A 23338-nucleotide genomic window follows, 5' to 3' on the forward strand; every position below is an offset into this window, starting at 1 on the left:
GCGCAGGCCCTGGCCCTCCTCGCCCACGCGCCGGCGCAGGTGACCTGGCAGGTGCGCCGGTTCCTGGCCTTCCTGGCGGGCGACCCGCAGGCGGACCGGGCGGTGCCCCCCACCGGGTTCACCGCCTGGCTCACGCTGTTCACCGCCGGTGCGATGGCCTTCCTGGCGGTCTTTGCCGTGGCCCTGTCGCTGGCCACCGACCGGCTTGCGGACCGCTGGGGGGCCGAGCTGGCCCGGACGGCGACGCTGCGCCTGTCGGCGCCCGAAGGGCAGATGCAGGCCCAGACCCAGGCGGCGCTGCGCATCCTGGAGCAAACCCCGGGCGTCAGCGAGGCCCGCGCCCTGACCCCCGACGAGAACCGCCAGCTGCTCGAGCCCTGGCTTGGCCCGGACCTGCCGCTCGAGACGCTGCCGATCCCGCAGCTCATCGCCCTGACCCTGGACGACAGCGGCGGCTTCGACGCCGCCGGGCTGCGGGCCCGGCTCCAGGCCGAGGTGCCGGGCGCCGTGCTCGACGACCACACCCGCTGGCGCGCGCCGCTGATCCAGGCCGCGGGGCGGCTGCGGACGCTGGGGATCGTGGCCCTGCTGCTGATCGCGGCCTCGACGGCGGCGATGATCACGCTGGCGGCCCAGGCGGCGCTGGCGGCCAACGCGCAGGTGATCCGGGTGCTGCGGCTGGTAGGCGCGCGGGACATCTACATCGCGCGCGCCTTCGTGCGCCGCTTCACGCTGCGGGCGGCCTGGGGCGCGGCGGCCGGAACGGTCGCGGGGGTGATCGCCGTGCTTCTGCTGCCGTCGGCCGACACGGCGGGCGGGTTCCTGACCGGGCTGGGCTTCCAGGGCTTGGGCTGGCTCGTACCGCCCTTCATCCCGCTGCTGGCCGCGGTCACCGCCTTTGCCGCCACGCGATCCGCGGCGCTGCGCACCCTGAGGGCTCAGTCATGATCGGTCCCACCCGCCCCGTGCAGGGCGTCCTGTTCAAGACCCTGATCTACGGGGCGATGCCGTTCTACGGGCTGGCCTACCTGCCCTGGGCCCTGGCCAGCCGGAACGGCGCCGTCGCCGCCTGCCACGCCTGGTGCCGGTTCGTCCGCCACGCGGCCCGCCTCGTCCTGGGCCTGGAGACCGAGGTGCGGGGGACGCCCCCCACGGGCGAGGTGCTCGTCGCGGCCAAGCACCAGAGCTTCCTCGACATCATCCTGATCTACGGCGCGATCCCGCGCGGCAAGTTCATCATGAAGAAGGAACTGGTCTGGATGCCGATCCTGGGCCAGTTCGCGCTCCGCATCGGCTGCGTCCCGGTGGATCGGGGCCGGCGCGGGCAGGCGATCCGCAAGATGCTGGCCGATGTCTCGGCCGGGCGGGCCGATCCGGGGCAGCTCATCATCTATCCGCAGGGCACGCGCGTCGCGCCGGGCGTGGCCGCGCCCTACAAGACGGGCACCGCGGCGCTCTATTCCGAGCTGGGGCAGCCCTGCGTGCCGGTGGCCTGCAATGTCGGGCTGTTCTGGCCGCGCGAGGGGTTCGGCCTTCGTCCGGGCCGCGCCGTCGTCGAGTTCCTGGAGCCGATCCCGCCGGGCCTGCCCTCGTCCGAGTTCATGGCCCGCCTCCAGGCCGCGGTGGAGCCGGCCTCGGACCGCCTGATGGCCGAGGCCGGGTTCCGGGGCTGACCGTCAGGCCGCGAGGCCCTTGGACCCCATGCCGAGGAACTTGCGCCGGCGGCTGTCGCGCAGCTCGCGCCCGGCCTTGCCGACGAGATCGGCCAGCGAGGCCTGGACCGCCTCGCCCACGGCCTGGATGGTGGCGTGCCGGTCCCGATGGGCGCCGCCCAGCGGTTCGCGGATGATGCGGTCGATCACGCCCAGACGGTCGAGGTCCTGCGCGGTGAGCCGCAGCGCCTCGGCCGCCTCGCGCATCTTGTCGCTGTCCTTCCAAAGGATCGACGCGCAGCCTTCGGGCGAGATCACCGAATAGATCGAATGCTCCAGCATCAGGACGCGGTTGGCGGTGGCGAAGGCCACGGCTCCGCCCGATCCCCCCTCGCCGATGACGATGCTGACCACGGGCACCTCGACCTCAAGGCAGGTCTCGGTCGAGCGGGCGATGGCCTCGGCCTGCCCGCGCTCCTCGGCGCCCTTGCCGGGATAGGCGCCGGGGGTGTCGACGATCGTCACGATGGGAAGCTGGAAGCGGTGGGCCAGCTCCATGAGGCGGATCGCCTTGCGGTAGCCCTCGGGCCGGGCCATGCCGAAGTTGTGCTCGATCCGGCTCTTGGTGTCGTGGCCCTTCTCGTGGCCGATCACGACGATGGGCTGCGCGCCGAGCCGGGCCAGGCCGCCCATCACCGCATGGTCGTCCGCGAAGTTGCGGTCGCCGGCCAGGGGCATGTAGTCGGTCAGCAGCCCCTCGATGTAGTCCTTGCAATGCGGGCGGTCGGGATGGCGCGCGACCTGGCATTTCTGCCAGGGGGTCAGGCCGCCGTAGAGCTGGCCCAGCATGTCCTGGGCCTTGCGGTCGAGGGCCTGCGCTTCCTTTTCCACGTCCATGCCGGAATTGGACCGGGCCAGCGCCCGCAACTCCTCGGCCTTGCCCTCGATCTCGGCAAGGGGTTTCTCGAACTCGAGGTAGTTCATTCGGCGCACTCCCGATAGGTCGATGGCACGATATGGCGAAGCGCTGCGCGGGATGCAACCGAGCACGGTCCCGGGCCGCCGGTCGGGGCCGGAGGGAACCTGACGGCCCATGGCGGACAGGCGCCACGGACCGGCCGGGCCAGGTTCCGCCGTTGCGGGGCGGCCCCCGCTGGGGCACTCTTCCCGCCACGAGCCCCCTGCCGGAGAACGCCATGATCCGCCGCCCAGCCGCCCTGCTGGCCTTGTCCATCGCCCTGAACGCGGCAGGCTTGCCCGCGATCGCCCAGACGCCCGAATTCGGGGACGATTCCAGCGCCTGGGCCCGCGACGGCGAATGCGACGACCCACGGTTCGCAGGACCGGGCATGTCCTCGGTCACGGTGCAGGTCGACCGGATGGCCGATGCCACCGATTGCCGCACCGCCTTCGAGGCCGGCCAGGTCCGGCTCGTGGAGGACCAGGGCGGGCCGCCGGCCACGGCCGACGCGGCAGAGCCCGGCGCGAGCCCCCCCGCCCTTCCCGCGGGGCCAGCGCCGGCCCCGACAGGCTCCGCTCCGGGCGGCAAGGGGTCGGCGGCCACGCCTGCCGCGACGGCCGGCGTCAACTTCGGCAACGACTCCTCGGAATGGGCCAATGACGGGGAGTGCGACGATCGCCGCTTCGTGGGCCAGGGGATGGCGGCCTCGATCAGTTGGGCCAGCGTCGGCCGGGACGCCTCGGACTGCCGCACGCTTCATGACGCCGGGGCCCTCCGGCTTTGGGACTGGGCCGAGGCGCGGGCCGCCACGCAATGCGCCGCCCTCGATTTCGGGGATGACGCAGGCGAATACGCCCATGACGGCGAATGCGACGACCTGAGGTTCGAGGGGCCGGGCGCCGCAGGGGCCCTGGGCGAGGCCACCGTCGGCCATGATGCGAGCGACTGCTCGCAGCTTTGCGCCTTCGGTGTGGTCGCCCTCCGCGATTACTGAGCCGTTGCCGCCCCCGGGCGGGACAACCGGAGCCGCGCGGCAGGCCAGGGTGGCGTTTCCGGGCATGGGACCGGCCATCCCGGGGGCGGACGGAGGAGCGCCGCCCCGGGGCCGCCGGTCAGGCCGCTTCGCTGGGCAGGAAATGGTCGAGCCGTTCGACCTGGACGTCGCGTTCGGAGTCGCAAAGGCAGGTCAGGCGCAGGACGCAGTCGGCGCAGGCTGATTCGGTCGCCGCCGGGATGCTGGCCAGCGGACCCGGCCGATCGCTCGCGAAGCGGCAGCGGTCACGGCCTGCGTGCTTGGCCGCATAAAGCGCCGCATCGGCGCGCGCGATCAACCGGTCGAGCGAGGCCGGCCGTCCCCAGGCGCCGCCCACGCTGACGGTGATCGGCGCGGTCCCGCCAGCCGGCAGGGCGAAGGGCCTGGCCCGGACAACCTCGCAAAGACGGCGGGCCACGACGCGGGCGGCGGCGGCGGGCTGCCCGGGCAGGAAGACGGCCAGTTCCTCGCCCCCGAGACGGGCCACGAGGTCGCCCTTCCGCAGGACGCTGGCCATCCGGTCGCCCATGGCGCGCAACACGGCATCCCCGGCGGGATGGCCATGGTCGTCGTTGATGCGCTTGAAGTGGTCGACATCCAGAAGGAGCAGCGCCCCGCCCTGGCTCTGGTCGCAGCGCGCGACGCCCCGTTCAAAGCCGCGCCGGTTGAGCAGCCCGGTCAGGGGATCATGCTCGGCGGCGCGGCGCAGCGCCCGCTCCCTCGCGTGGGAGGCGCGCTCCCGTTCGATCAGGCACCCGATCATCAAGATGCCCAGAATATGGATGGGCAGGAGAATCGGGATCATCGCGGCGACCGTCCGCATGGCAACGGGAAGCGGCAGCAGGAAGGCGCCCAAGGGGTGGGCCGAGGTGGCGAGCGCCAGCCCCAGGAGCGTCGGAGTGCCCCGCCGGGCCGGCGACCGCGTCCGCCGGTCCCAGGCCAGACCGGCCGCGGCGGCGATGAAGGACGACGCGATTCCGGCCATGGCGCCCGAGCCGCCGATCCCGAGCCGTCCCGCCACGGCCATCGCCAGCGCGACGGATGCGCCGGGCAGGCCCAGGAATGCACCGGCCAGCGCCACCGGCAGGTTGCGCAGGTCGACGAAGACCCCTTCGGTCACGGGGATGCGGTCGCCCATGGCCAGGATCGCCGCCGCCCCGAACACCACGCCCAGGGCGACGCGGGCGCCGCGGGCGGGCCCGAACCGCCGCAAGGTGACGCCATAGACCACGGCCAGCAACGCCAGCAGGGCCATGGTGCCCGAGAGATCCTTGAGGGTGTCCATTGCCGAAGTCATCCGCACGCCGCCTGCATTCGTATTTTCCGCGAATTACAACGGACGTGCTTACCGAAGGATTAACTCGCGCGGGGCCTTAGGGCAGACGGGTCACGATCCGCCCCGTCTCGAGGCCGCGCCAGTTGCGCTGGACCCCGGACATGAGCCGCTGGGCGACGGGATGGGCGGCCTCGAGCACGCCAAGCCGAACAAGGATGGCCGCGATGAGAGCCTCGGAGGCGCGGGTGGCGCCGTCGGCCACCTTGAGCGCGACCCCCAGGCCCTGTTCGGGCAGGATCGCCACGAAGACGCCTTCGGCCCCGGTCTTGATGGCGGCCCGCGTCCCGCAGGCGCGCATCAGCTCGGTGCAGGCGCGGCCTTCGCCGGCCACGAGGTCCGGGTGGGCGATCATCGCGGCCGTGAGCCGCCGCTGCGCCTCGGCCCGCGCGCCGCTTCGGGATCCGGCCACGGCGAAGGAGGCCATGGACCGCGCCAGCCCCGCCAGGCTGCCCGCGAAGTTCGGGGCCGAGCAGCCGTCCACGCCCCAGCCCGCGACCGTCTCGCCCGAGGTGTCCTCGACGGCGGCGCGGACGGCCTGCTGCACGGGATGGTCGATCTCGACGTATTCGGGGCCGGCGCCCAGATGGCGGGTCAGGGTCAGGAAGCCCGCGTGCTTGCCCGAGCAGTTGTTGTGGATCTGGCAGGGCCTCTCCCCCGCCCGCACGAGGGCTTCGGCGGTTGGCCGGTCGGACGGCATGTGCGGGCCGCAGCGCAGGTCCGCCTCGCCCAGGCCCAGCTCCGACAGCCAGGCTTCCACGCGCGCGGTATGGATCGCGGCCCCCTGGTGCGAGGCGCAGGCCAGCGCCAGGCGATCCTCGGACAGCCCGGCCGCGTCGGCCGCGCCGGATTCGAGCAGCGGCAGCGCCTGGATCATCTTGGAGGAGGAGCGGGGATAGACGATCGCCTCGGGATCGCCCCAGGCCTCGACCACCTGGCCGGCGCCATCGCAGACCACCGCATGGGCCCGATGCACCGACTCCAGCAGGTCCCCCCGCCATACCTCGACCAGCTCGACTGCCGCCATGTCGCCCTCCGCCCAGCGAATGCCCCGCAAGGACGTGACCCGACAGGGGTTTGCCCCTTGGGTCACGCGGTGCTATGGGGGCTCCTATCGGGTTGGATGAGCCCCCGCCAGCCGCAAACGGCGCCAGGAGCGTGCCGGGCGGCGACGGTGGACGGCGGGCTTGGAACTGGAGGCTGACGAACGATGACCAAGACCCTGTCGCGGATCGGGGCAATCGCCCTCGCTGCCCTGGCTGCCGGCGGCGCCTGGGCCCAGCAGACGACGAACCGCGTGGCGGCCAGCACCGACTGGTCCGTGTTTCAGGAAACCGACCCGACCGAGTGTTTCTCGGTCTCGGCGCCCAAGTCGCAGGAAAACACCCGCGACGGGCAGCGGGTCGACGTGCAACGGGGCGAGACGCTGCTGTTCGTCTTCTATCGCCCGTCCGAAGGCGTGAACGGTCAGGTCACCTTCACGGGCGGCTACCCCTTCGCGGACAACTCGACGGTCACGCTCGACGTCGGCGGCACCCAGTTCCAGCTCTTCACCGAAGGCGAGTGGGCCTGGCCCGCCGGTCCCGATGACGACGCCAAGATCGTCGCCGCGATGAAGGGCGGCTCCGAGGCCGTCCTGACGGGCCAGTCGGGCCGGGGCACGGTCACGCGCGACACGTTCTCGCTCCTGGGCTTCACCTCGGCGGTCGAGGAAGCCCAGAGCCGCTGCGCCTCCTGACGCGCGGCCAGCGGTCGCAAGGAATGCAGGCCGGTTTCCCTTGGAAGCCGGCCTTTTCGTTGCTATGTGCGGGACCTCCCCGATCGAGGCCGCCATGACGCTTTCCGCCCCCATCACGCAGGACGTCCACACCATTCCGCGCAAGCTGCCGGACGGGCCGGCGAACCTTGTCGGCCTGACGCGCGACCAGATGCGCGAGGCGTTCGTCGCCGCCGGCACGCCCGAGAAGCAGGCCAGGATGCGGGTCAACCAGGTCTGGCAGTGGATCTACCATTGGGGCGTGCGGGATTTCGCGGCGATGACCAACCTCGCCAAGGACTACCGCGCGCTGCTGGCGGCCCATTTCAGCGTGCAACTGCCCGAGATCGTGTCCCGGCAGGTGTCCTCGGACGGGACGCGCAAGTATCTCGTCCGCATCGCGGGCGGCCATGAGGTGGAAACGGTCTATATCCCGGAAGAGGATCGGGGGACCCTTTGCGTGTCCTCGCAGGTGGGCTGCACGCTGACCTGCTCCTTCTGCCACACCGGGACGCAGAAGCTGGTGCGGAACCTCACCGCCGGAGAGATCGTGGGGCAGGTCCTGCTCGTCCGCGACGACCTGGGCGAATGGCCGGTGCCCGGCGCGCCCAAGGACGAGACGCGGCTCCTGTCGAACATCGTGCTGATGGGCATGGGCGAGCCGCTCTACAACTTCGAGTCCGTGCGCGACGCCATGAAGATCGCCATGGACCCCGAGGGGCTGTCGCTCTCGCGCCGGCGGATCACCCTGTCCACCTCGGGCGTGGTGCCCGAGATCGCGCGCACGGCGGTCGAGATCGGCTGTCAGCTTGCCGTGTCGTTCCATGCGACGACCGACGAGGTGCGCGACGTTCTGGTGCCCATCAACAAGAAGTGGAACATCGCCACGCTTCTGGACGCGCTGCGCGAGTATCCCGGCCTTTCCAACTCCGAGCGGATCACCTTCGAATACGTGATGCTGGATGGGGTGAACGACACGGACGAGGACGCGCGGCGGCTGGTCCGGCTCATCGAGGGCATCCCGGCCAAGATCAACCTGATCCCCTTCAACGAATGGCCGGGCGCGCCCTACCGGCGCAGCTCGAACAACCGCATCCGGGCCTTTGCGGACATCATCTACAAGGCGGGCTACGCCTCGCCCATCCGGACGCCGCGCGGCGAGGATATCATGGCCGCCTGCGGGCAGCTCAAGTCCGCGACGGAACGGGCCCGCAAGTCCCGCGCCCAGATCGCCGCCGAGACCGGGACCGCCTCCGCCTGAGGGCTGGAAGGACCGCCCGCCCTCCGCTAGAAGCGGCACGGACCAGCGGAGGACGGGGCATGCAGATCACGATCAACAAGGTTGCGTTCGACGTGAAGCCGGTGGACGGCGCGCTCTTCGCCGCCCTCATGGCCGAGCCGGCGATCCGGCGGGCCGCCCTGCGTCCGGTCTGGGCCTGGAACAAGGCCGAGGGCAAGGGCCGCTTCCTTGTGAACCCGCTGCCCGACCAGGCCCTGCCCATGCCCACCGGGGTGAGCGTCTACGTCCCCAAGGCGGGAACGGCCGGCACGGAATTGCAGAAGGCCGAAGGCCCCAGCAGCAAGATGGGCGAGCGTTTCCTGGCCGCCGTCGGGGCCAAGAACTTCGGCCAGGTGATGCAGGCGATCGCGCGCATCACGGGCGTGCCCAAGAAGAAGCTGCCCTTCGCGGAGTTCGCGGGCCTGAACGACAAGGCGAGCTACAGCATCCTCATGCAGACCGACTTTTCGGTGCTGGAGCTGACGAACGCCGCGCGGAACCTGTCGGCCTTCGTGTTCCTCCCCGGGCTGGTGACCTTCCTCCACACCCTGGACGAACCGTCCGAGGACGCGCCGCGGGCCGGCTCGATCCGGCCCGGCTTCGTGATCCCGGCGGGCAACCAGGCCGCGCTGACCATGCGCCGGCTGGCCGTGGCGCGCCGCCTGACCGAGCTTCAGGCCGAACTGGGCGAGACCAGGCCCGCGGATCTGGCCCAGGGCGATCCGCGCCGCGTGACGATCGCGAAGCTCGGCGCCGAGTGGAAGGTGCTCCAGTCCAAGCCCGCCAAGGCGGCCTGAGCCGGCCTGCCGCTCTCAGTCCCGGCGGGGCGGCCATTCGGCCGTGTCATGGTCGGGATGCTGATGGTTAGTGGCATGGATCCGGGGGATCAGCCCCTCCGGATCGTCGGTGTCCGTGGCCTTGCCGGGAAGGCCGGGCAGGCGCGCGGCCCAGGGCACCTGCGTCTCGACCCCGTACTGGACGACCGGGGTCACGAGGTCGGGCCGGTCCAGGGAGCCCGCCATGACGCCGATCCCGGGATCGTGGGGATAGTCGAAGATCAGCGGCGTCCCACAGTCCCGGCAGAAGCCACGCCGCGCAAAATCGGAGCTGTGGAACCACGCGATCTCGCCCCGGGTGACGCGGAAGTCCGACTTCGCGACCGGGCAGATGACCGCGAAGGGGCCGCCGACCGCCTTCTGGCACATGCGGCAATGGCAGGCGTGCACCTTCTCGGGCGGGCCGTCGAAGGCGTAGCGGACGGCGCCGCACTGGCATCCGCCGGTCATCATGGGTCCGACTCCCTGGCTCATGACGGGCTCCGAAGCTGGGTCCGGGCCAGGGGCGGCTTGGCCCCGGCCCGGACGGTGCGTCAGGCGAGAAGGGCGCGGGCCTCCTCGGCCGAAAGGGCGGCGGGACGCTCGCAGGTGGTGGTCATGTCCACGAAGCGACGCTCCTGCCCCGACCGCAGGATGCCGGTCATCACGTCCACGACGTGCACGGCGAGGTCGATGTCGCAGCGGTGCTTGCGCCTCTGCTCGACCGCCTGCGCCATGTCGGCAAGGCCCGCGCCGCGATAGTTGGCGAGGTGCCGGCCGTCGCCGGTGGTGAAGTTGGCCCGCCCGAAGGGATGCTCGCTGACCGGCAAGGCTTCGATGTCGCCCTCGCCGCCGACCTCGACGGTGCCGCCGAAGAAGTTCGGGTCCGGCACGAAGAGCGAGGCCTCCTCGCCATACAGCTCCATGTTGGCGTGGCGGTTCTTCCACACGTCCCAGGAGGCGCCGAGCGTGACCGTGGCCCCGTTCTGGAACTCGAGGATCGCGTGGATGTCGGTGGGCGTGGTGACCTGCAGCACCTCGCCGTTGCGGGGGCCGTTCTGGATGGTCCGGGTCGGAAGGCCGGCCTTGGCCATGGCCGTCACCGACTTCACCGGCCCGATGAGCTGGACGAGGTTGGTGATGTAGTAGGGTCCCATGTCGAGGACCGGCCCGCCGCCCGGCGCGAAGAAGAAGTCCGGGTTCGGGTGCCACTTTTCCATGCCGTGGCCCATGACGTGCGCCGTGCCGCCGAGGATGCGGCCCACGCGGCCTTGGTCGATCGCCGCCCGCGCCTGCTGGTGGGAGCCGCCGAGGAAGGTATCCGGGGCCGATCCCACGCGGAGGTTCCGGGACGCCGCCAGTTCCTGCAGCCGCTCGCCTTCCTCAAGGGAGAGGACGAGGGGCTTTTCGGAGTAGGCGTGCTTGCCCGCCTCGAGGATGCGGCGGGACACGTCGTAGTGGGCGGCCGGGACCGTGAGGTTCACGATCACGTCCACCTCGGGGTCCGCGAGGATCTCGTCCACCGTCTCGGCGCGGACATTGAACTCGGAGGCGCGCAGGCGCGCGTTGTCCATGTTCATGTCCGCGACCGCCCGGATCTCGAGGTTCCGGAAGGACGGCGCGATCTTGAGATAGGCCGAGGAGATGTTGCCGCAGCCGATGATGCCGACGCCAAGCTTTGCCATTCTGTCAGTTCCTTACCAGGCTTGGACGCTTTCGAGCGAACGACGCGCGAAGCGGGCGTGATCCGAGGGGTTGTCGTGCTCGATCACGAAGTGGTCGATGCCCTGGGCTTCCAACTCGTCCATGATGGTGGCCCAGTCCTGGATGCCGTGGCCCACGTCGGCCCAGCCATCCTCCTCGGTCGCCTCGCCCTGGGGGGCGATGTCCTTGACATGGACGGCGGCGACCTTGCCCTGGAACCGGCGCAGCGTCTGCACCGGATCGAGGCCGGCGCGCTTGACCCAGCCCAGGTCGAGCTCGAGGTTCAGGCCCGCCTCGGCCAGGAGGTCCATGGGCGTGGTCCCGCCCAGGTCGGCGAGATCCCAGTCGTGGTTGTGCCAGCCGACGATGTGCCCGGCGTCCCTGATCGGGGCGAGCGCCGAGGCCACGCGCTGCGCGAAGGCGCGCCAGGAGTCGAGGTCGGTGCCCCGCTGCTCGGGCGAGATCCAGGGCACGAAGACCTTCTGGATGCCGAGGGTGCGGGCGACCTCCAGCGTGCGGGTCGGATCGCCCTCGACCATGTCGAGCGCGAAGTGGCCGGACGGCATGGACAGGCCGTTGCGGTCCAAGCCGGCCTTGAGCGCGTCGAGGTCGCCGTAAAGGCCGCCGTAGCCCTCTACGGCCTTGTAGCCCGCCTGCGCCAGCATGGAGAGCGTGTCGTCGATGGGGGGGAAGTTGCGGGAGCAGTAAAGCTGGTAAGCGATGGTCGGCATCATGTCCTCTGGTCGGCGCGGCCGTAGGTCGCCGCATGAAGGTCGCGGAGGGTGAAGCGCGGGCTCGCGCCCGGCTCCCCGGGGGTGAAGGTCAGGCGCGTGACGGCGCCCGGGCCGAGGTGGACGGCGTTGCGGTCCCAGCGGCCCGGCACGTCCGCCTCGGCGGTGACGAAGAAGGCCATGGCCTGCGCGGTGACGGACAGCGTCCAGCGGTCACCGTCGCGCGCGACCTCGTGCGACAGGCGCGCGTCGGGCAGGTCGTAGGCCTTCCAGGGCTGGGGCGCGAAGATGTCGCCCGCATGCGTGCCGTCCGAGCCCTCCCAGCCGAAGGTCAGCACTTCCTGCGGGGCGAGGGTGCCGGCCGGGATCAGGAGGAGGCGCTCCGCGCTCTCGCCCAGGGTCCCCTGCCCTTGCCCGATCTCGCGCGCGGTGCCGTCCATCGCCGTCGCATAGGCGGTCACGCGCAGGTCCACGGGGTCGAGCCGGTCGTTGACGCCGATCAGCGCGATCCCTTCCGGGGTGGGGACGGCCGAGACGGTGACGGGCGCGAAGAAGGCCCGGGCCATGTGGTGCAGCACCTTCCAGCCGCCGCCGTAGTCGAGCGAGGACCAGGAGGCCACGGGCCAGGTGTCGTTGAGCTGCCAGTAGAGCGCGCCCTGGCAGTGGGGCTTCTTGGCCCGCCAGTCGGTCACCGCCGTCTTGATGGCGAGGCCCTGCTGCACCTGGGAGAGCCAGACGAAGTCCTCGAACCGTTCGGGCCAGCGGAAGTAGCGGAAGAGCGTCGAGGCGATGCGGGGATTGCCCCCCGGCCCGCCATCTGGGGAGTTGTTCCGCTGGTGGGATTCGAGGACTGGCGAGGCGATGTTCCAGTCCTCCGGGCCCGCGAAGGTGCGGATCACCTCCATCGAGGGATAGGACTGGAAGCCGAACTCGGAGCAGAAGCGCGGGGCCACGTCGCGGTAGTGCTCGAAAGGCTTGCCTTCGTGCCAGACGGACCAGAAGTGCATGTCGCCCGAGCCGTCCTCGTGCCAGGCGTCACGGAAGTTCAGCGGCCCTGGCGAGGGCGAGGAGGGCCACCAGTTGGCATGGGGATCGGTCTCGCGCAGCGCCGTCTCGATGGTGCGGTTCAGGCGGTCGTAGCTCACGAGGTAACGGTCGCGGTCGTTGCGCGATTCCGGGAACCAGGTAAGCGCGCCGATCAGTTCGTTGTCGCCGCACCAGAGCGCGAGGCAGGCGTGGTGGTGCATCCGGGCGACGTTCTCGCGCACCTCGGCGTCCACCTCGGCCAGGAAGTCGGGGGTGGAGGGGTAGAGGTTGCAGGAGAACATGAAGTCCTGCCAGACCATCAGGCCCAGCTCGTCGCAGGCGTCGTAGAAGCTGTCGGGCTCGTAGCGCCCGCCGCCCCAGACGCGGATCATGTTCATGTTGGCCGCGACGGCGGACTGCAGGAGGTCGCGGGTGGCAGCCTCGGTGATCCGGCCCGCGAGGGCGTCGGCCGGAATCCAGTTCGCGCCCTTGGCAAAGACCATGCGGCCGTTGACGCGGACCCCGAAGGAGCGTCCGGCCGCGTCGGGTTCGCTCACCAGTTCCATCCGGCGCAGGCCGATGCGGCGGCGCTGGACGTCCTCGCCCACCTGCACCTCGAGGTCGTGCAGGGTCTGCGGGCCGAGGCCCGCGGGCCACCAGAGGTCGGGGTCGTCGATGTCGAAGGTGACGGAGACGCCGTCCTCCTCCACGGTGCCTTCGGCGGTATGGCCCGCGAAGGTGATGCGGAAGGGCGCGCCCTCGGCGGCTTCGGTCCAGGCGGTCACGGTGAGGGCCACCTGCCCCTCGCCATGCTCCTGCGCGATGGACAGGCGCCCGATCCGCGGCGCGCCCGCCCGTTCGAGCCAGGCGCCCCCGGTGATGCCGAAGGGGACCAGCGCGATGTTCCAGTCCCAGCCCCAGTCGCAGGCCACCTTGCGGAGCATGTTGCCGTGCGGAATCGGGTTGTTCTGGTGGATGTAGGGCACCGGGAAGGGCTGGGCGGCGGCACGGGCCGCGGCCTCGGCGGGGGCGGGGTGAAGGGTGACGTCGATCCGGTTCCGGCCGTGACGCGCGATCCCGGTCAGGTCCACGCGCCAGGTGCGGAACTGGTTGGCGGCGCGCAGCACCTCGGTGCCGTTGACGCGCACGGTCGCCACGGTGTCCAGCCCATCGAGCACGAGGACCACAGCGGGGTCGGTCAGGTCCAGCTCGCGCGTCAGGGTCCATTCCCGGTCGGCGATCCAGCGCAGGTCGTATTCGTTGCGCCCCCAGTAGGGATCGGGGATCAGCCCGGCCTCCTGGAGGGCGGTGATGCCGTCGCCGGGCACGCGCATCGGGCAGGCGGTGTCGCCCGCGGCGTCGGAGAGCGCCCAAGACCCCGACAGGTCCTGGAGCGCCGAAAGAGGACGTGTCACAGGCGTTCTTCCGTCTTTGCGTCGAAGAGGGAGGCCTTGGAAGGATCGAGCCCGACCGGAATGCGGTCGCCGGGGGCCACGCGGGCCTGCCCGTCCATGCGGATGCGGAAGGGCTTGCCCGCGACCTGCGCCCAGACCAGCGTGTCCGAGCCCATGGGCTCCACGAGGTCCACCACCACCTCGCCCTGGATGGGGGCGGCGCTGACCAGCGCGCCGGTCGCCACATGCTCGGGCCGGATGCCCAGGATCGCGGGCCGGTCGGCGATCTGCGGCGCCCCGAGCTTGTAGCCCTGCATCGAGATGTTGAGGTCGCCCGACCGGAACATGCCCTGCTCGTAGTGCCCGTCCAGGAAGTTCATCGACGGCGAGCCGATGAAGTCGGCCACGTACTTGCTCTGCGGGCGGTTGTAGATCTCGTCCGGGGTGCCGAGCTGCATGACCTTGCCGCTCCGCATGATGGCGATGCGGTCGGCCAGCGTCATCGCCTCGACCTGATCGTGGGTGACGTAGATCATGGTGTTGTCGAGGTTCTGGTGGAGGCGCTTGATCTCGACCCGCAGATCGGCGCGCAGCTTGGCGTCGAGGTTCGACAGCGGCTCGTCGAAGAGGAACACGTCCACGTCGCGCACCAGCGCGCGCCCGATCGCCACCCGCTGGCGCTGCCCGCCCGAAAGCTGGCCCGGCTTCCGGTCGAGCAAGGGCTCGATCTGCAGGATCCTGGCCGCGCGGGCGACGCGGCTCTCGATCTCGGCGGCGGGGATGCGGGCGTTCCGGAGGCCGAAGCTCAGGTTCCCGCGCACGGTCATCTGGGGGTAGAGCGCATAGCTCTGGAACACCATGCCGATGCCCCGCTCGCTGGGCTCGAGCCAGGTGACGTTCCGGCCCTTGATGAAGATCTGGCCGTCGGTCGGCTCGAGGAGGCCCGCGATGCAGTTGAGCAGCGTCGACTTCCCGCAGCCCGACGAGCCGAGGAGGACCAGGAACTCCCCCTCGTGGATGTCGAGGTTGAGGTTCTGTAGCACGGTGACCGCGCCGAAGGTGAGCGTCAGGTCCCGGATGCGGACCGAATGGTTGGGAACGAGCATGGGGATCAGCCTTTCACGGCGCCCGCGGCGATGCCGCGCACGAAGAGCTTGCCGGATGCGAAGTAGACGACGAGGGGCACGAGGCCGGTCAGCAGCGTCGCCGCCATGTTGACGTTGTATTCCTTCACGCCCTGCACCGAGTTGACGATGTTGTTGAGCTGCACCGTCATCGGGTAGTTCTCGGGGCGGGTGTAGATCACGCCGAACAGGAAGTCGTTCCAGATGCCGGTGACCTGGAGGATGATCGCGACCACGAAGATGGGCAGCGACATCGGCAGCATGATCTGCAGGAAGATCCGCCAGAACCCGGCCCCGTCCACGCGGGCGGCCTTGAACAGTTCCTCGGGGACGCTGGCGAAGTAGTTGCGGAACAGCAGCGTCAGGATCGGCATCCCGAAGATCGTGTGCACCAGCACGAGACCCCAGAGCGACCCGAACAGGCCCAGTTCGCGCAGGACGATCACGATGGGGTAGATCATCACCTGGTAGGGGATGAAGGCGCCGATCATGAGGATGGTGAAGAAGACCTCGGATCCCTTGAACTTCCAGTTGGCCAGCGCGTAGCCGTTCACGCTCGCCACGGCGATGGACAGCACCACCGAGGGGACGAGGATGCGGACCGAGTTCCAGAAGCCGCGGCTCAGCCCGTCGCAGTTGATGCCGGTGCAGGCCTCGGCCCAGGCCTTGACCCAGGGCTGGAAGGTGATCTCGACCGGGGGGCTGAAGATGTTGCCCATCCGGATCTCGGGCATGCCCTTGAGCGAGGTCATCACCATGACCCAGAGCGGCAGCAGGTAGTACAGGGACACGACCAGAAGCGTCCCGTAGAGGAAGATGTTGGCGCGGGACACGGTCCGGCGGGGGCGTCGGCCCCGCGGGCCGTCCATGTGGCCCACGGCTCCGGTGCGGTCGCCGACCGGGTCGATCGCGGCCAGCGTGTTCAGGCTTGCGGGATCAGCCACGCTTCTTGCCTCCGAACTCGAGATAGGCCCAGGGGATCAGGATGATGACGACGGACAGCAGCATCATGGTCGAGGCGGCGAAGCCCTGCCCGAGGTTCTGGGCCGAGAACATCGATTCCATCACGTACATCGCGGGCACCGCCGAGGCGCCGCCGGGGCCGCCGCCCGTCTGGGCGATGACGAGGTCGTAGACCTTCACGATCCCCGACGCGATCAGCACCAGCGAGGTCACGAAGACGGGCCGCATCATCGGGATGATGACATGGGTGTAGGTCTTCCAGGTCGGGATGCCGTCCACCCGGGCGGCCTTCCAGATCTCCTCGTCGATGCCGCGCAGCCCGGCCAGCATGATGCACATCACGAGCCCCGTGCCCTGCCACAGCGCGGCGATCAGCAGCCCGTAGATCACGATCCTGGCGTTGTAGAGCGGATCGAAGGTGAAGCTGTCCCAGCCCCAGGAGCGGATCACGGACTGGAGCCCGAGCTCGGGGTTCAGGATCCACTGCCAGGCCAGGCCCGTCACGATGAAGGACAGCGCGAAGGGGTAAAGGAAGATGGTGCGGAACACGTCCTCGCCGCGCACCTTGCGGTCGAGAAGGGCCGCCAGCACGAAGCCGATGACCAGCGTGAAGATCAGCGACAGCGCGCCGAAGACCGCCAGGTTCTCGATCGACACGTACCATTTCGGCGTGGACCAGAGGCGGCGGTACTGATCGAGCCCCGCCCAGTTCAGCTTGGGCAGCAGCTTGGAGTTGGTGAACGAATGGATCACCGTCCAGCCGGTGCAGCCCACGAAGATCACCAGGGCCGTCGCGATCATCGGCACCGTGGCGAGCTTGGCGCTCCAGTTGCGGAGGAACCGGACGGGCCGGCGCGCTGGGACGGACGGGCCGTCGGCGAGGCTGGACACCTCGTCGTGGGTTGTGCTCATGGGCGGTCCTCCCTGGGGGATGAACGGGGCGCAGGAGCGCGCCCCGTCCGGCCGGGTCGTCAGTCGGCGTTGGCGATGATCTCGGCGTAGCGGGCCTGCGCGTCCGCCGCGCTCATGGAGTCGGAGGCCCAGAACTCGGTCATCAGGTCGTTGATCTGCTGCGTCGTGTCGGGCGACAGCAGGGTCGTGCCGGCCGGCATGACGTTGCCGGCGGCCAGGAGGTCGAGACCCTTCTTGGTGCATTCATTCACGGATTCGAGGTTCACGTCGCCCCGCACGGGCAGCGAGCCCTTGGCGGCGTTGAAGGCCACCTGCACCTCGGGCGACAGGAGCATCGCGGCGAACTGCTTCTGCGCCGCCGTCACCTCGGGGTCGTCCTGCACCGGGAAGAAGAACGCGTCGCCCCCGGCGTCGAGGACGGCCTGCTCGCCCAGACCGGGAAGGCAGTCGTAATCCGTGCCCGCGGTCTGGCCGGCCAGCGCGAACTCGCCCTGCGCCCAGTCGCCCATGATCTGCGCCCCGGCCTGGCCGGTGATGACCATGTTGGTCGCCTGGTTCCAGTCCTGCACGTTCGAGCCCATGGCGAAGTCCCGCGCCACGGCCGCGGCCTCGAAGACCTTGGCGTAGTCGGGACCGCCCGCCACTTCGGCGTCCTTGTCGCGGTTGACCGCGAGATAGGCGTCCTCGCCGGCCAGGGCCGTCGCCATCACGTTGAACGCGCCCGTCGCCTGCCAGGGCTGGCCGCCCAGGGCGAGCGGGACCTTGCCTGCGGCCCGCAGCTCGTCGGCGGAATCGATGAAGCTGTCCCAGTCGGTGGGCACGGGCAGGCCCGCATCCTCGTAGGCCTTGCGGCTCAGCCACATCCATTGCCACGAGTGGATGTTGATCGGCGCGCAGTAGATCCGGCCCTCGTAGGTGCAGGCGTCGAGCAGCGACGGCGGATTGATCTTTTCCTTCCAGCCCTGCTCCTCGGCGACGTCGGTGAGGTCGAGAAGGAGGCCCGCCTCGATCAGCTCCTCGGCCTGGCGCCCGTGGTTGAACTGGAAGGCGTCCATGGGGTCGCCGCCCAGGATGCGGCTGATCATGATCGGCCGGGCCGTGTCGCCGCCGCCGGCGATAGCGCCATCCACCCAGGTGTTGCCGGTGGCGTTCCAGGCTTCGGCGATCTTGGAAACGGCGTTGGCCTCGCCGCCCGAGGTCCACCAGTGGGTGACCTCGAAGTCGAGCGCGGAGGCGCTCGTGGCGGCGCAAAGGGCGGTGGCCCCCAGCAGGCTGGTGGTCAGTCTCACGATTTTTTCCTCCCGTACGGAAATCATCTCGTTTCCTATAACGATTTAGGAGTATGACCATCCTGACGCGTCTGGCAAGCGGGTTTCGCGTGACGCGTGTGGGAGGACGAAAACGTGAGCGATATGGCGGCAAAGGGGACCCCGGCTCCCGTGCAGGAAAAGCCGACGCTCAAGACCATCGCGCGGATCACCGGACTGGCGGTGGCGACGGTGTCGCGGGCCCTGGCGGACGCCCCGGACCTGCGGGCCGACACCAAGGCGCTGGTGCGTCGCGTGGCCGACGAGCTGGGCTATGTTCCCAACCGGGCAGGGCTTCGCCTGCGCACGGGGCGCACCCAGGTCATCAGCCTGGTGATGTCCACCGAGCACGACATGATGAACAACACCGCGCGCCTCATCTCCTCGCTGGCGGGGGCGATGCGGGGCACGACCTTCCACCTGAACGTCAGCTACTACTTTCCCGGCGAAGATCCGCTCAAGCCCATTCGGCACATCGTGGAGATGGGGCTCGCCGATGCGGTGATCTTCAACCAGACCCAGCCTGCCGACCCGCGCGTGGCCTGGCTCATGGAGCGGCGCTTTCCCTTTGCCACGCATGGGCGGACGCTCTGGGCCAGCCGCCACGCCTGGGCCGATTTCGACAACATGGCCTTTGGCGCGATCGCCGTGCGGCGGCTCGCCCGGTTCGGGCGGCGAAGGGTGGCGGTGGTGGCGCCGCCCTTGAACCAGAACTACGCGCAGGACATCGTGGCGGGCGTGAGCCAGGCGGCGGCGGAAACCGGGATCGAGGTGCGCGTGCTTTCCGACACCTCCAGCGACCGGCCCAGCGGCGAGGTCCAGGCCACGGTCGCGCGCGCCCTGCCCGACGGGGTCGACGGGCTCGTCTGCGCCTCGACCTCCTCGGCGATGGCCTCCGTGGCCGCGCTCGAGGCGCATGGGATGCGGCTGGGCCAGGGGATCGACCTCGTGGCCAAGGAAGCGATCCCCTTCCTTTCGCTCTTCCGGCGGGAGATCATCGCGATCGAGGAGGACGTGGGGCGGGCGGGCGCCGTTCTGGCGCGCGCGGCGATCCGCGCCATCCGCGAACCGGAGGCTCCGCCGCTTCAGGACCTCGAGACACCGCAGGACGACCAAGACCTAACGAAAGGACCGACATGACCAGCCAGATCAAGGGCCCGGCCATCTTTCTTGCCCAGTTCGCGGGCGACGCGGCGCCGTTCAACTCGCTCAAGGACATCGCGGGCTGGGCCGCGGGGCTCGGCTACAAGGGGGTTCAGATCCCCACCTTCGACGGCCGCCTTTTCGACCTCGACCGCGCGGCGGAGAGCCAGGACTACTGCGACGAGTTGAAGGGCATCTGCGCCGAGGCGGGCGTGGAGATCACCGAACTGTCCACCCACCTCCAGGGCCAGCTCGTGGCGGTGAACCCGGCCTATGACCTCGCCTTCGACGCCTTTGCGCCCGCGCGGCTGCACAAGAATCCCAAGGCGCGGCAGGAATGGGCCGTGGACCAGGTCAAGAAGGGGGCCATCGCCTCGCGGCGGATGGGCCTCGACCGGCACGTGGGCTTCTCGGGCTCGCTGGCCTTCCCGTTCCTTTATCCCTGGCCGCAGCGGCCCGAGGGGCTGATCGAGGAAGCCTTCGCCGAGCTGGGGCGCCGCTGGCGGCCGATCCTCGACGTCTATGCCGAGAATGGCGTCTCCTACGGCTACGAGATCCATCCCGGCGAGGACATCTTCGACGGCGCGACCTTCGAGATGTTCCTGGACGCCGTGGGCGGGCACGTCGCGGCGACGATCAACTACGACCCGTCGCACTTCCTGCTGCAGCAGCTCGACTACCTCGCCTTCATCGACATCTACCAGGAGCGGATCAGCTCGTTCCACGTCAAGGACGCGGAGTTCAATCCGGACGGGCGGCAGGGCGTCTATTCGGGCTACCAGTCCTGGATCAACCGCGCGGGCCGATTCCGGTCCCTGGGCGACGGGCAGGTGGACTTCGGCGGCATCTTCTCCAAGCTGACGCAGTACGGCTACGACGGCTGGGCGGTGCTGGAATGGGAATGCGCCATCAAGTCGCCCGAGCAGGGGGCGGCCGAGGGCGCGCCCTTCATCGCGTCGCACCTGATCGACCGGGCCGAGAAGGCCTTCGACGACTTCGCCGGAGGCGAGCGCGACGAGGCCGCCATCAAGGCGATGCTGGGACTGTAAGGGGAGGGACGGACACATGGCGCAACGACGCCTGAGACTGGGCATGGTGGGCGGGGGCCGCGGGGCCTTCATCGGGGCCGTCCACCGCATCGCGAGCCGCATCGACGACCGCTGGGAGCTGGTCGCCGGGGCGCTGTCCTCGGACCCCGAGCGCGCGCGCGCCTCGGCCGAGGACCTGAACATCGCCGCCGACCGCGCCTATTCCGACTTCCGGGAGATGGCGCGGGCCGAGGCCGCGCGGCCGGACGGCATCGACGCGGTCAGCATCGTGACGCCGAACCACATGCACGCGGCCCCCGCCATTGCCTTCCTGGAGGCGGGGATCAACGTCATCTGCGACAAGCCGCTGGCCGCCACGCCCGATCAGGCGCGGCAGATCGCCGAGGCGGTGAAGGGGTCCAAGGCCCGGTTCATCCTGACGCACAACTACACGGGCTACCCGCTGATCCGTCAGGCCCGCGAGATGATCGAACGGGGCGACCTGGGCGAGATCCGGCTCGTGCAGGCCGAATACGCGCAGGACTGGCTGACCGAGACGGTCGAGACGTCGGGCGACAACAAGCAGGCCGCCTGGCGCACCAACCCCGAGATGGCGGGCGCGGGCGCGCTGGGCGACATCGGCACCCACGCCTTCAACCTCCTGTCCTTCGTGACGGGCCTTCGGACCGAGGCGCTGCTCGCCGACCTGCAGAGCTTTGGCGCAGGGCGGCAGGTGGACGACAACGGCCATGTGCTGCTGCGCTTCGCGAACGGCGCGCGGGGGATGCTCTGGGCCAGCCAGGTGGCGCCGGGCAACGAGAACGGGCTCCGGCTGCGCGTCTACGGGACCAAGGCCGGGATCGAATGGGGGCAGGAGAACCCCAACGTCATGACCTTCGCGCCCCTGGGCCAGCCCAAGCAGATCATCACGCGCGGCGGCGCGGGGCTCGGCACCGGCGGCAACCGCTGGACCCGCATCCCGCCCGGCCACCCGGAGGGCTATCTGGAGGGCTTCGCCACCATCTACACCGACGCCGCCGACCTGATCCTGGGCACGGGCGACGGGTCGCTCCTCCCCAACATCGATTCGGGGCTGGAGGGGATGTGGTTCATCGGCGCGTGCCAAAGGTCGTCGCAGGGCGGGGGCCAGTGGGTGTCGCGCTGACCTGAGGCGACCCCCGAACGCCGCCCGTCCGACGGCGGGCGGCGAGGGTCCCGAGCGGCTGCGGCGCGGCCCCCGGGGCCCCGGGCCTCAGCTTCCGTCGCCAAGCTGCCCGGGCGCGCCCGGGCGCGGCACCGGGGCAGAGGACCGGCCGGGCAGCGCGTCGCGCTTTTCCGTGCGGCAGGCCCAGGTCCGCATGGCGTCCAGTGCCTCCTCGGCCGTCTCCACGTAGCGGAAGAGATCGAGGTCCTCGGCGGCGATCGTGCCGGCCTCGGCCAGGACGTCCCAGTTGATGATCCGCTCCCAGTAGTCCTTGCCGAAGAGCAGGAACGGCACCTTGGCCATGCGGCCGGTCTGGATCAGGGTCAGCGCCTCGAACATCTCGTCCAGGGTGCCGAAGCCGCCCGGAAAGACGCAGATCGCCTCGGCCCGCATCAGGAAGTGCATCTTGCGGATCGCGAAGTAGTGGAAGTTGAAGCACAGCTCGGGCGTGACATAGGCGTTGGGCGCCTGCTCGTGCGGGAGGACGATGTTGAGCCCGACGCTGCGGCCCCCCGCCTCGGCCGCGCCGCGGTTCCCGGCCTCCATGACCCCCGGGCCGCCGCCGGTGACCACCACCGCCCGCCGGCCGCGGCTTTCGACCAGCGAGGATTCGGTCACGAGGAAGGCGAAGCGCCGCGCCTCCTCGTAGTATTTCGACAGGGCGGCCAGCATCGGCGTCCGCGCGTGGCCGGCATGGTCCGCGTCGGGGATGCGCGCGCCGCCGAACAGGACGACCGTGGTCTCCACGCCGGCCTCGTCCAGCATCAGCTGCGGCTTGAGCAGCTCGAGTTGGAGACGGACGGGGCGCAGCTCCTCGCGCAGGAGGAAGTCGTCGTCGCCGAAGGCCAGGCGATAGGAGGGCGACTGCGTCTGCGGCGTGACCGGGACATGCGCCACGGTCACCTTGTCCTCGACGCTGTCGCGCATCGGATTGCGCAGCGGGGGCTCGGCCGAGAGCGGCGCGTCGGGGACGGAATCGTGGAGGCTGTCGTCGTTCATCGCAAAACGTCCTTGAGTGATTCCGGGGAAATGGCACGGATCGCCGGAAAACCAAACCCGCCGCGGGGTCTCCGGCCCCGATTGCGCGACCGGACCCCCGGCCCTATGAGGCCCCCGACATCACGCCGGAGGTTCAGCCCATGTCCCACGCCGCCCTCGAAGCCGCCATCGACGCCGCCTGGGAGGATCGCGCCTCCCTGACCCCCGACACCACGGGCGAGGCGCGGGACGCCGTGGAGGCCACGCTCGAGGCGCTCGACACCGGCGCCCTCCGGGTGGCCGAGCGGGGCGCGGACGGCCAGTGGACCGTCAACCAGTGGGCCAAGAAGGCCGTGCTGCTGAGCTTCCGGCTCAACGACATGGTCCTGCAGGACGGCGCGCCGCAGGGGGCCTCCTGGTGGGACAAGGTGGACAGCAAGTTCAAGGGCTGGGACGAGGCGCGCTGGCGCGAGGCGGGCTTCCGCGGCGTGCCCGGCGCGATCGTCCGCCGCTCGGCCTTCATCGGCAAGGGCGCGATCCTGATGCCGTCCTTCGTGAACCTCGGCGCCCATGTCGGCGAGGGCACCATGGTCGACACCTGGGCCACCGTCGGCTCCTGCGCGCAGATCGGCGCGAACGTCCACCTGTCGGGCGGCGTCGGCATCGGCGGCGTGCTGGAACCCATGCAGGCGGGCCCGACCATCATCGAGGACAACTGCTTCATCGGCGCCCGCTCCGAGGTGGTCGAGGGCTGCATCGTGCGCGAAGGGTCCGTCCTCGGCATGGGCGTGTTCATCGGCAGGTCCACCAAGATCGTGGACCGCGCCACAGGCGAGGTGAGCTACGGCGAGGTGCCGCCCTATTCCGTCGTCGTGGCGGGGTCGATGCCGTCCTCGAACGGCATCAACCTGTATTGCGCGGTGATCGTGAAGCGGGTGGACGCGCAGACGCGCGCCAAGACCGGCATCAACGACCTCCTGCGGGACTGATCCCGC

At 70.3% G+C, this 23338-nt stretch carries 22 protein-coding genes; 10 read left to right on the forward strand and 12 right to left on the reverse strand.

Annotated features, from left to right (window positions below):
* Positions 1-51: 51 nt before the first annotated feature.
* Positions 52-948, forward strand: a complete 897-nt coding sequence (locus J3P31_RS15645; protein WP_438270305.1) for a cell division protein FtsX — start codon at positions 52-54, stop codon at positions 946-948.
* Entirely contained in the window at positions 945-1673 is a 729-nt protein-coding gene (locus tag J3P31_RS15650; RefSeq protein WP_210529419.1) for a lysophospholipid acyltransferase family protein, read from the forward strand. Before J3P31_RS15645 ends, J3P31_RS15650 begins: the two co-directional genes overlap by 4 nt.
* A gap of 3 nt (positions 1674-1676) precedes the next feature.
* On the opposite strand, the gene J3P31_RS15655 is transcribed toward J3P31_RS15650, so the two are convergent.
* Positions 1677-2636 carry an acetyl-CoA carboxylase carboxyltransferase subunit alpha gene (locus J3P31_RS15655; RefSeq protein WP_210529420.1) on the reverse strand — a complete coding sequence of 320 codons (960 nt, stop codon included), beginning with the start codon at positions 2634-2636 and terminating at the stop codon, positions 1677-1679.
* Between the two features lie 212 nt (positions 2637-2848).
* Here J3P31_RS15655 and J3P31_RS15660 point away from each other — a divergent pair, with 212 nt between their 5' ends.
* Positions 2849-3607 (forward strand): hypothetical protein, encoded by a 759-nt coding sequence (locus tag J3P31_RS15660; protein ID WP_210529421.1) that lies wholly within the window; start codon positions 2849-2851, stop codon positions 3605-3607.
* A gap of 118 nt (positions 3608-3725) precedes the next feature.
* On the opposite strand, the gene J3P31_RS15665 is transcribed toward J3P31_RS15660, so the two are convergent.
* Positions 3726-4931, reverse strand: coding sequence for a GGDEF domain-containing protein (locus J3P31_RS15665; RefSeq protein WP_210529422.1), 1206 nt, complete (start codon positions 4929-4931; stop codon positions 3726-3728).
* An 88-nt stretch (positions 4932-5019) separates the two neighbouring features.
* Positions 5020-6006 (reverse strand): asparaginase, encoded by a 987-nt coding sequence (locus J3P31_RS15670; protein ID WP_210529423.1) that lies wholly within the window; start codon positions 6004-6006, stop codon positions 5020-5022.
* A 183-nt stretch (positions 6007-6189) separates the two neighbouring features.
* On the opposite strand from J3P31_RS15670, the gene J3P31_RS15675 reads away from it, so the two are divergent.
* From J3P31_RS15675 to J3P31_RS15685, 3 genes are all read left to right on the forward strand, one after another.
* Complete coding sequence (locus J3P31_RS15675; RefSeq protein ID WP_210529424.1) at positions 6190-6717, forward strand: invasion associated locus B family protein; 528 nt, start codon at positions 6190-6192, stop codon at positions 6715-6717.
* Between the two features lie 94 nt (positions 6718-6811).
* Positions 6812-7996 (forward strand): dual-specificity RNA methyltransferase RlmN, encoded by a 1185-nt coding sequence (gene rlmN, locus J3P31_RS15680; RefSeq protein WP_210529425.1) that lies wholly within the window; start codon positions 6812-6814, stop codon positions 7994-7996.
* 59 nt (positions 7997-8055) lie between these two features.
* Positions 8056-8811, forward strand: a complete 756-nt coding sequence (locus J3P31_RS15685) for a hypothetical protein (protein WP_210529426.1) — start codon at positions 8056-8058, stop codon at positions 8809-8811.
* Positions 8812-8826: 15 nt separating this feature from the next.
* Here the strand turns inward: J3P31_RS15685 and J3P31_RS15690 are convergent, their stop codons facing one another.
* From J3P31_RS15690 to J3P31_RS15725, 8 genes are all read right to left on the reverse strand, one after another.
* Positions 8827-9324 (reverse strand): GFA family protein, encoded by a 498-nt coding sequence (locus tag J3P31_RS15690; RefSeq protein ID WP_246849555.1) that lies wholly within the window; start codon positions 9322-9324, stop codon positions 8827-8829.
* A gap of 59 nt (positions 9325-9383) precedes the next feature.
* Complete coding sequence (locus tag J3P31_RS15695) at positions 9384-10514, reverse strand: Gfo/Idh/MocA family protein (RefSeq protein ID WP_210529427.1); 1131 nt, start codon at positions 10512-10514, stop codon at positions 9384-9386.
* A 12-nt stretch (positions 10515-10526) separates the two neighbouring features.
* Positions 10527-11264 carry a sugar phosphate isomerase/epimerase family protein gene (locus tag J3P31_RS15700; protein ID WP_210529428.1) on the reverse strand — a complete coding sequence of 246 codons (738 nt, stop codon included), beginning with the start codon at positions 11262-11264 and terminating at the stop codon, positions 10527-10529.
* Positions 11264-13705, reverse strand: a complete 2442-nt coding sequence (locus J3P31_RS15705; RefSeq protein ID WP_368373092.1) for a beta-mannosidase — start codon at positions 13703-13705, stop codon at positions 11264-11266. Before J3P31_RS15705 ends, J3P31_RS15700 begins: the two co-directional genes overlap by 1 nt.
* Positions 13702-14790, reverse strand: coding sequence for an ABC transporter ATP-binding protein (locus J3P31_RS15710; RefSeq protein WP_210529429.1), 1089 nt, complete (start codon positions 14788-14790; stop codon positions 13702-13704). The genes J3P31_RS15705 and J3P31_RS15710 overlap by 4 nt, the downstream gene beginning before the upstream one ends.
* Before the next feature lie 5 nt (positions 14791-14795).
* Positions 14796-15677 carry a carbohydrate ABC transporter permease gene (locus tag J3P31_RS15715; RefSeq protein ID WP_210529491.1) on the reverse strand — a complete coding sequence of 294 codons (882 nt, stop codon included), beginning with the start codon at positions 15675-15677 and terminating at the stop codon, positions 14796-14798.
* A gap of 67 nt (positions 15678-15744) precedes the next feature.
* The gene (locus tag J3P31_RS15720; protein WP_210529430.1) at positions 15745-16683 is read right to left on the reverse strand and encodes a carbohydrate ABC transporter permease; all 939 of its coding nucleotides are present in this window, start codon (positions 16681-16683) and stop codon (positions 15745-15747) included.
* 59 nt (positions 16684-16742) lie between these two features.
* On the reverse strand, positions 16743-17972 hold the full coding sequence (locus J3P31_RS15725; RefSeq protein WP_368373093.1) for an ABC transporter substrate-binding protein: 1230 nt from the start codon (positions 17970-17972) through the stop codon (positions 16743-16745).
* A 123-nt stretch (positions 17973-18095) separates the two neighbouring features.
* Between J3P31_RS15725 and J3P31_RS15730 the strand changes: the two genes are divergently transcribed.
* Genes J3P31_RS15730 through J3P31_RS15740 form a run of 3 tightly spaced genes read left to right on the forward strand, consistent with a single transcriptional unit; the run spans position 18096 to position 21326 of the window.
* Positions 18096-19130, forward strand: a complete 1035-nt coding sequence (locus J3P31_RS15730) for a LacI family transcriptional regulator (protein WP_210529492.1) — start codon at positions 18096-18098, stop codon at positions 19128-19130.
* Entirely contained in the window at positions 19127-20182 is a 1056-nt protein-coding gene (locus J3P31_RS15735) for a sugar phosphate isomerase/epimerase family protein (RefSeq protein ID WP_210529432.1), read from the forward strand. Before J3P31_RS15730 ends, J3P31_RS15735 begins: the two co-directional genes overlap by 4 nt.
* Positions 20183-20198: 16 nt before the next feature.
* Entirely contained in the window at positions 20199-21326 is a 1128-nt protein-coding gene (locus tag J3P31_RS15740; protein WP_246849554.1) for a Gfo/Idh/MocA family protein, read from the forward strand.
* Between the two features lie 87 nt (positions 21327-21413).
* Here the strand turns inward: J3P31_RS15740 and J3P31_RS15745 are convergent, their stop codons facing one another.
* Entirely contained in the window at positions 21414-22292 is an 879-nt protein-coding gene (locus J3P31_RS15745; RefSeq protein ID WP_246849568.1) for an LOG family protein, read from the reverse strand.
* A gap of 212 nt (positions 22293-22504) precedes the next feature.
* Between J3P31_RS15745 and dapD the strand changes: the two genes are divergently transcribed.
* The gene (gene dapD / locus J3P31_RS15750) at positions 22505-23332 is read left to right on the forward strand and encodes a 2,3,4,5-tetrahydropyridine-2,6-dicarboxylate N-succinyltransferase (protein ID WP_210529434.1); all 828 of its coding nucleotides are present in this window, start codon (positions 22505-22507) and stop codon (positions 23330-23332) included.
* Positions 23333-23338: the final 6 nt, after the last annotated feature.

This window comes from Rubellimicrobium arenae (genome assembly GCF_017916275.1).
Classification (GTDB): Bacteria; Pseudomonadota; Alphaproteobacteria; order Rhodobacterales; family Rhodobacteraceae; genus Rubellimicrobium; species Rubellimicrobium arenae.

Bases quoted from the DNA above. Each gene is read 5' to 3' on its own strand.
- J3P31_RS15650 (WP_210529419.1), top strand. From the start codon at position 945: ATGATCGGTCCCACCCGCCCCGTGCAGGGCGTCCTGTTCAAGACCCTG.
- J3P31_RS15655 (WP_210529420.1), bottom strand. From the start codon at position 2,636: ATGAACTACCTCGAGTTCGAGAAACCCCTTGCCGAGATCGAGGGCAAG.
- J3P31_RS15660 (WP_210529421.1), top strand. From the start codon at position 2,849: ATGATCCGCCGCCCAGCCGCCCTGCTGGCCTTGTCCATCGCCCTGAAC.
- J3P31_RS15665 (WP_210529422.1), bottom strand. From the start codon at position 4,931: ATGGACACCCTCAAGGATCTCTCGGGCACCATGGCCCTGCTGGCGTTG.
- J3P31_RS15670 (WP_210529423.1), bottom strand. From the start codon at position 6,006: ATGGCGGCAGTCGAGCTGGTCGAGGTATGGCGGGGGGACCTGCTGGAG.
- J3P31_RS15675 (WP_210529424.1), top strand. From the start codon at position 6,190: ATGACCAAGACCCTGTCGCGGATCGGGGCAATCGCCCTCGCTGCCCTG.
- rlmN (WP_210529425.1), top strand. From the start codon at position 6,812: ATGACGCTTTCCGCCCCCATCACGCAGGACGTCCACACCATTCCGCGC.
- J3P31_RS15685 (WP_210529426.1), top strand. From the start codon at position 8,056: ATGCAGATCACGATCAACAAGGTTGCGTTCGACGTGAAGCCGGTGGAC.
- J3P31_RS15690 (WP_246849555.1), bottom strand. From the start codon at position 9,324: ATGAGCCAGGGAGTCGGACCCATGATGACCGGCGGATGCCAGTGCGGC.
- J3P31_RS15695 (WP_210529427.1), bottom strand. From the start codon at position 10,514: ATGGCAAAGCTTGGCGTCGGCATCATCGGCTGCGGCAACATCTCCTCG.
- J3P31_RS15700 (WP_210529428.1), bottom strand. From the start codon at position 11,264: ATGCCGACCATCGCTTACCAGCTTTACTGCTCCCGCAACTTCCCCCCC.
- J3P31_RS15710 (WP_210529429.1), bottom strand. From the start codon at position 14,790: ATGCTCGTTCCCAACCATTCGGTCCGCATCCGGGACCTGACGCTCACC.
- J3P31_RS15715 (WP_210529491.1), bottom strand. From the start codon at position 15,677: ATGGACGGCCCGCGGGGCCGACGCCCCCGCCGGACCGTGTCCCGCGCC.
- J3P31_RS15720 (WP_210529430.1), bottom strand. From the start codon at position 16,683: ATGAGCACAACCCACGACGAGGTGTCCAGCCTCGCCGACGGCCCGTCC.
- J3P31_RS15730 (WP_210529492.1), top strand. From the start codon at position 18,096: ATGGCGGCAAAGGGGACCCCGGCTCCCGTGCAGGAAAAGCCGACGCTC.
- J3P31_RS15735 (WP_210529432.1), top strand. From the start codon at position 19,127: ATGACCAGCCAGATCAAGGGCCCGGCCATCTTTCTTGCCCAGTTCGCG.
- J3P31_RS15740 (WP_246849554.1), top strand. From the start codon at position 20,199: ATGGCGCAACGACGCCTGAGACTGGGCATGGTGGGCGGGGGCCGCGGG.
- J3P31_RS15745 (WP_246849568.1), bottom strand. From the start codon at position 22,292: ATGCGCGACAGCGTCGAGGACAAGGTGACCGTGGCGCATGTCCCGGTC.
- dapD (WP_210529434.1), top strand. From the start codon at position 22,505: ATGTCCCACGCCGCCCTCGAAGCCGCCATCGACGCCGCCTGGGAGGAT.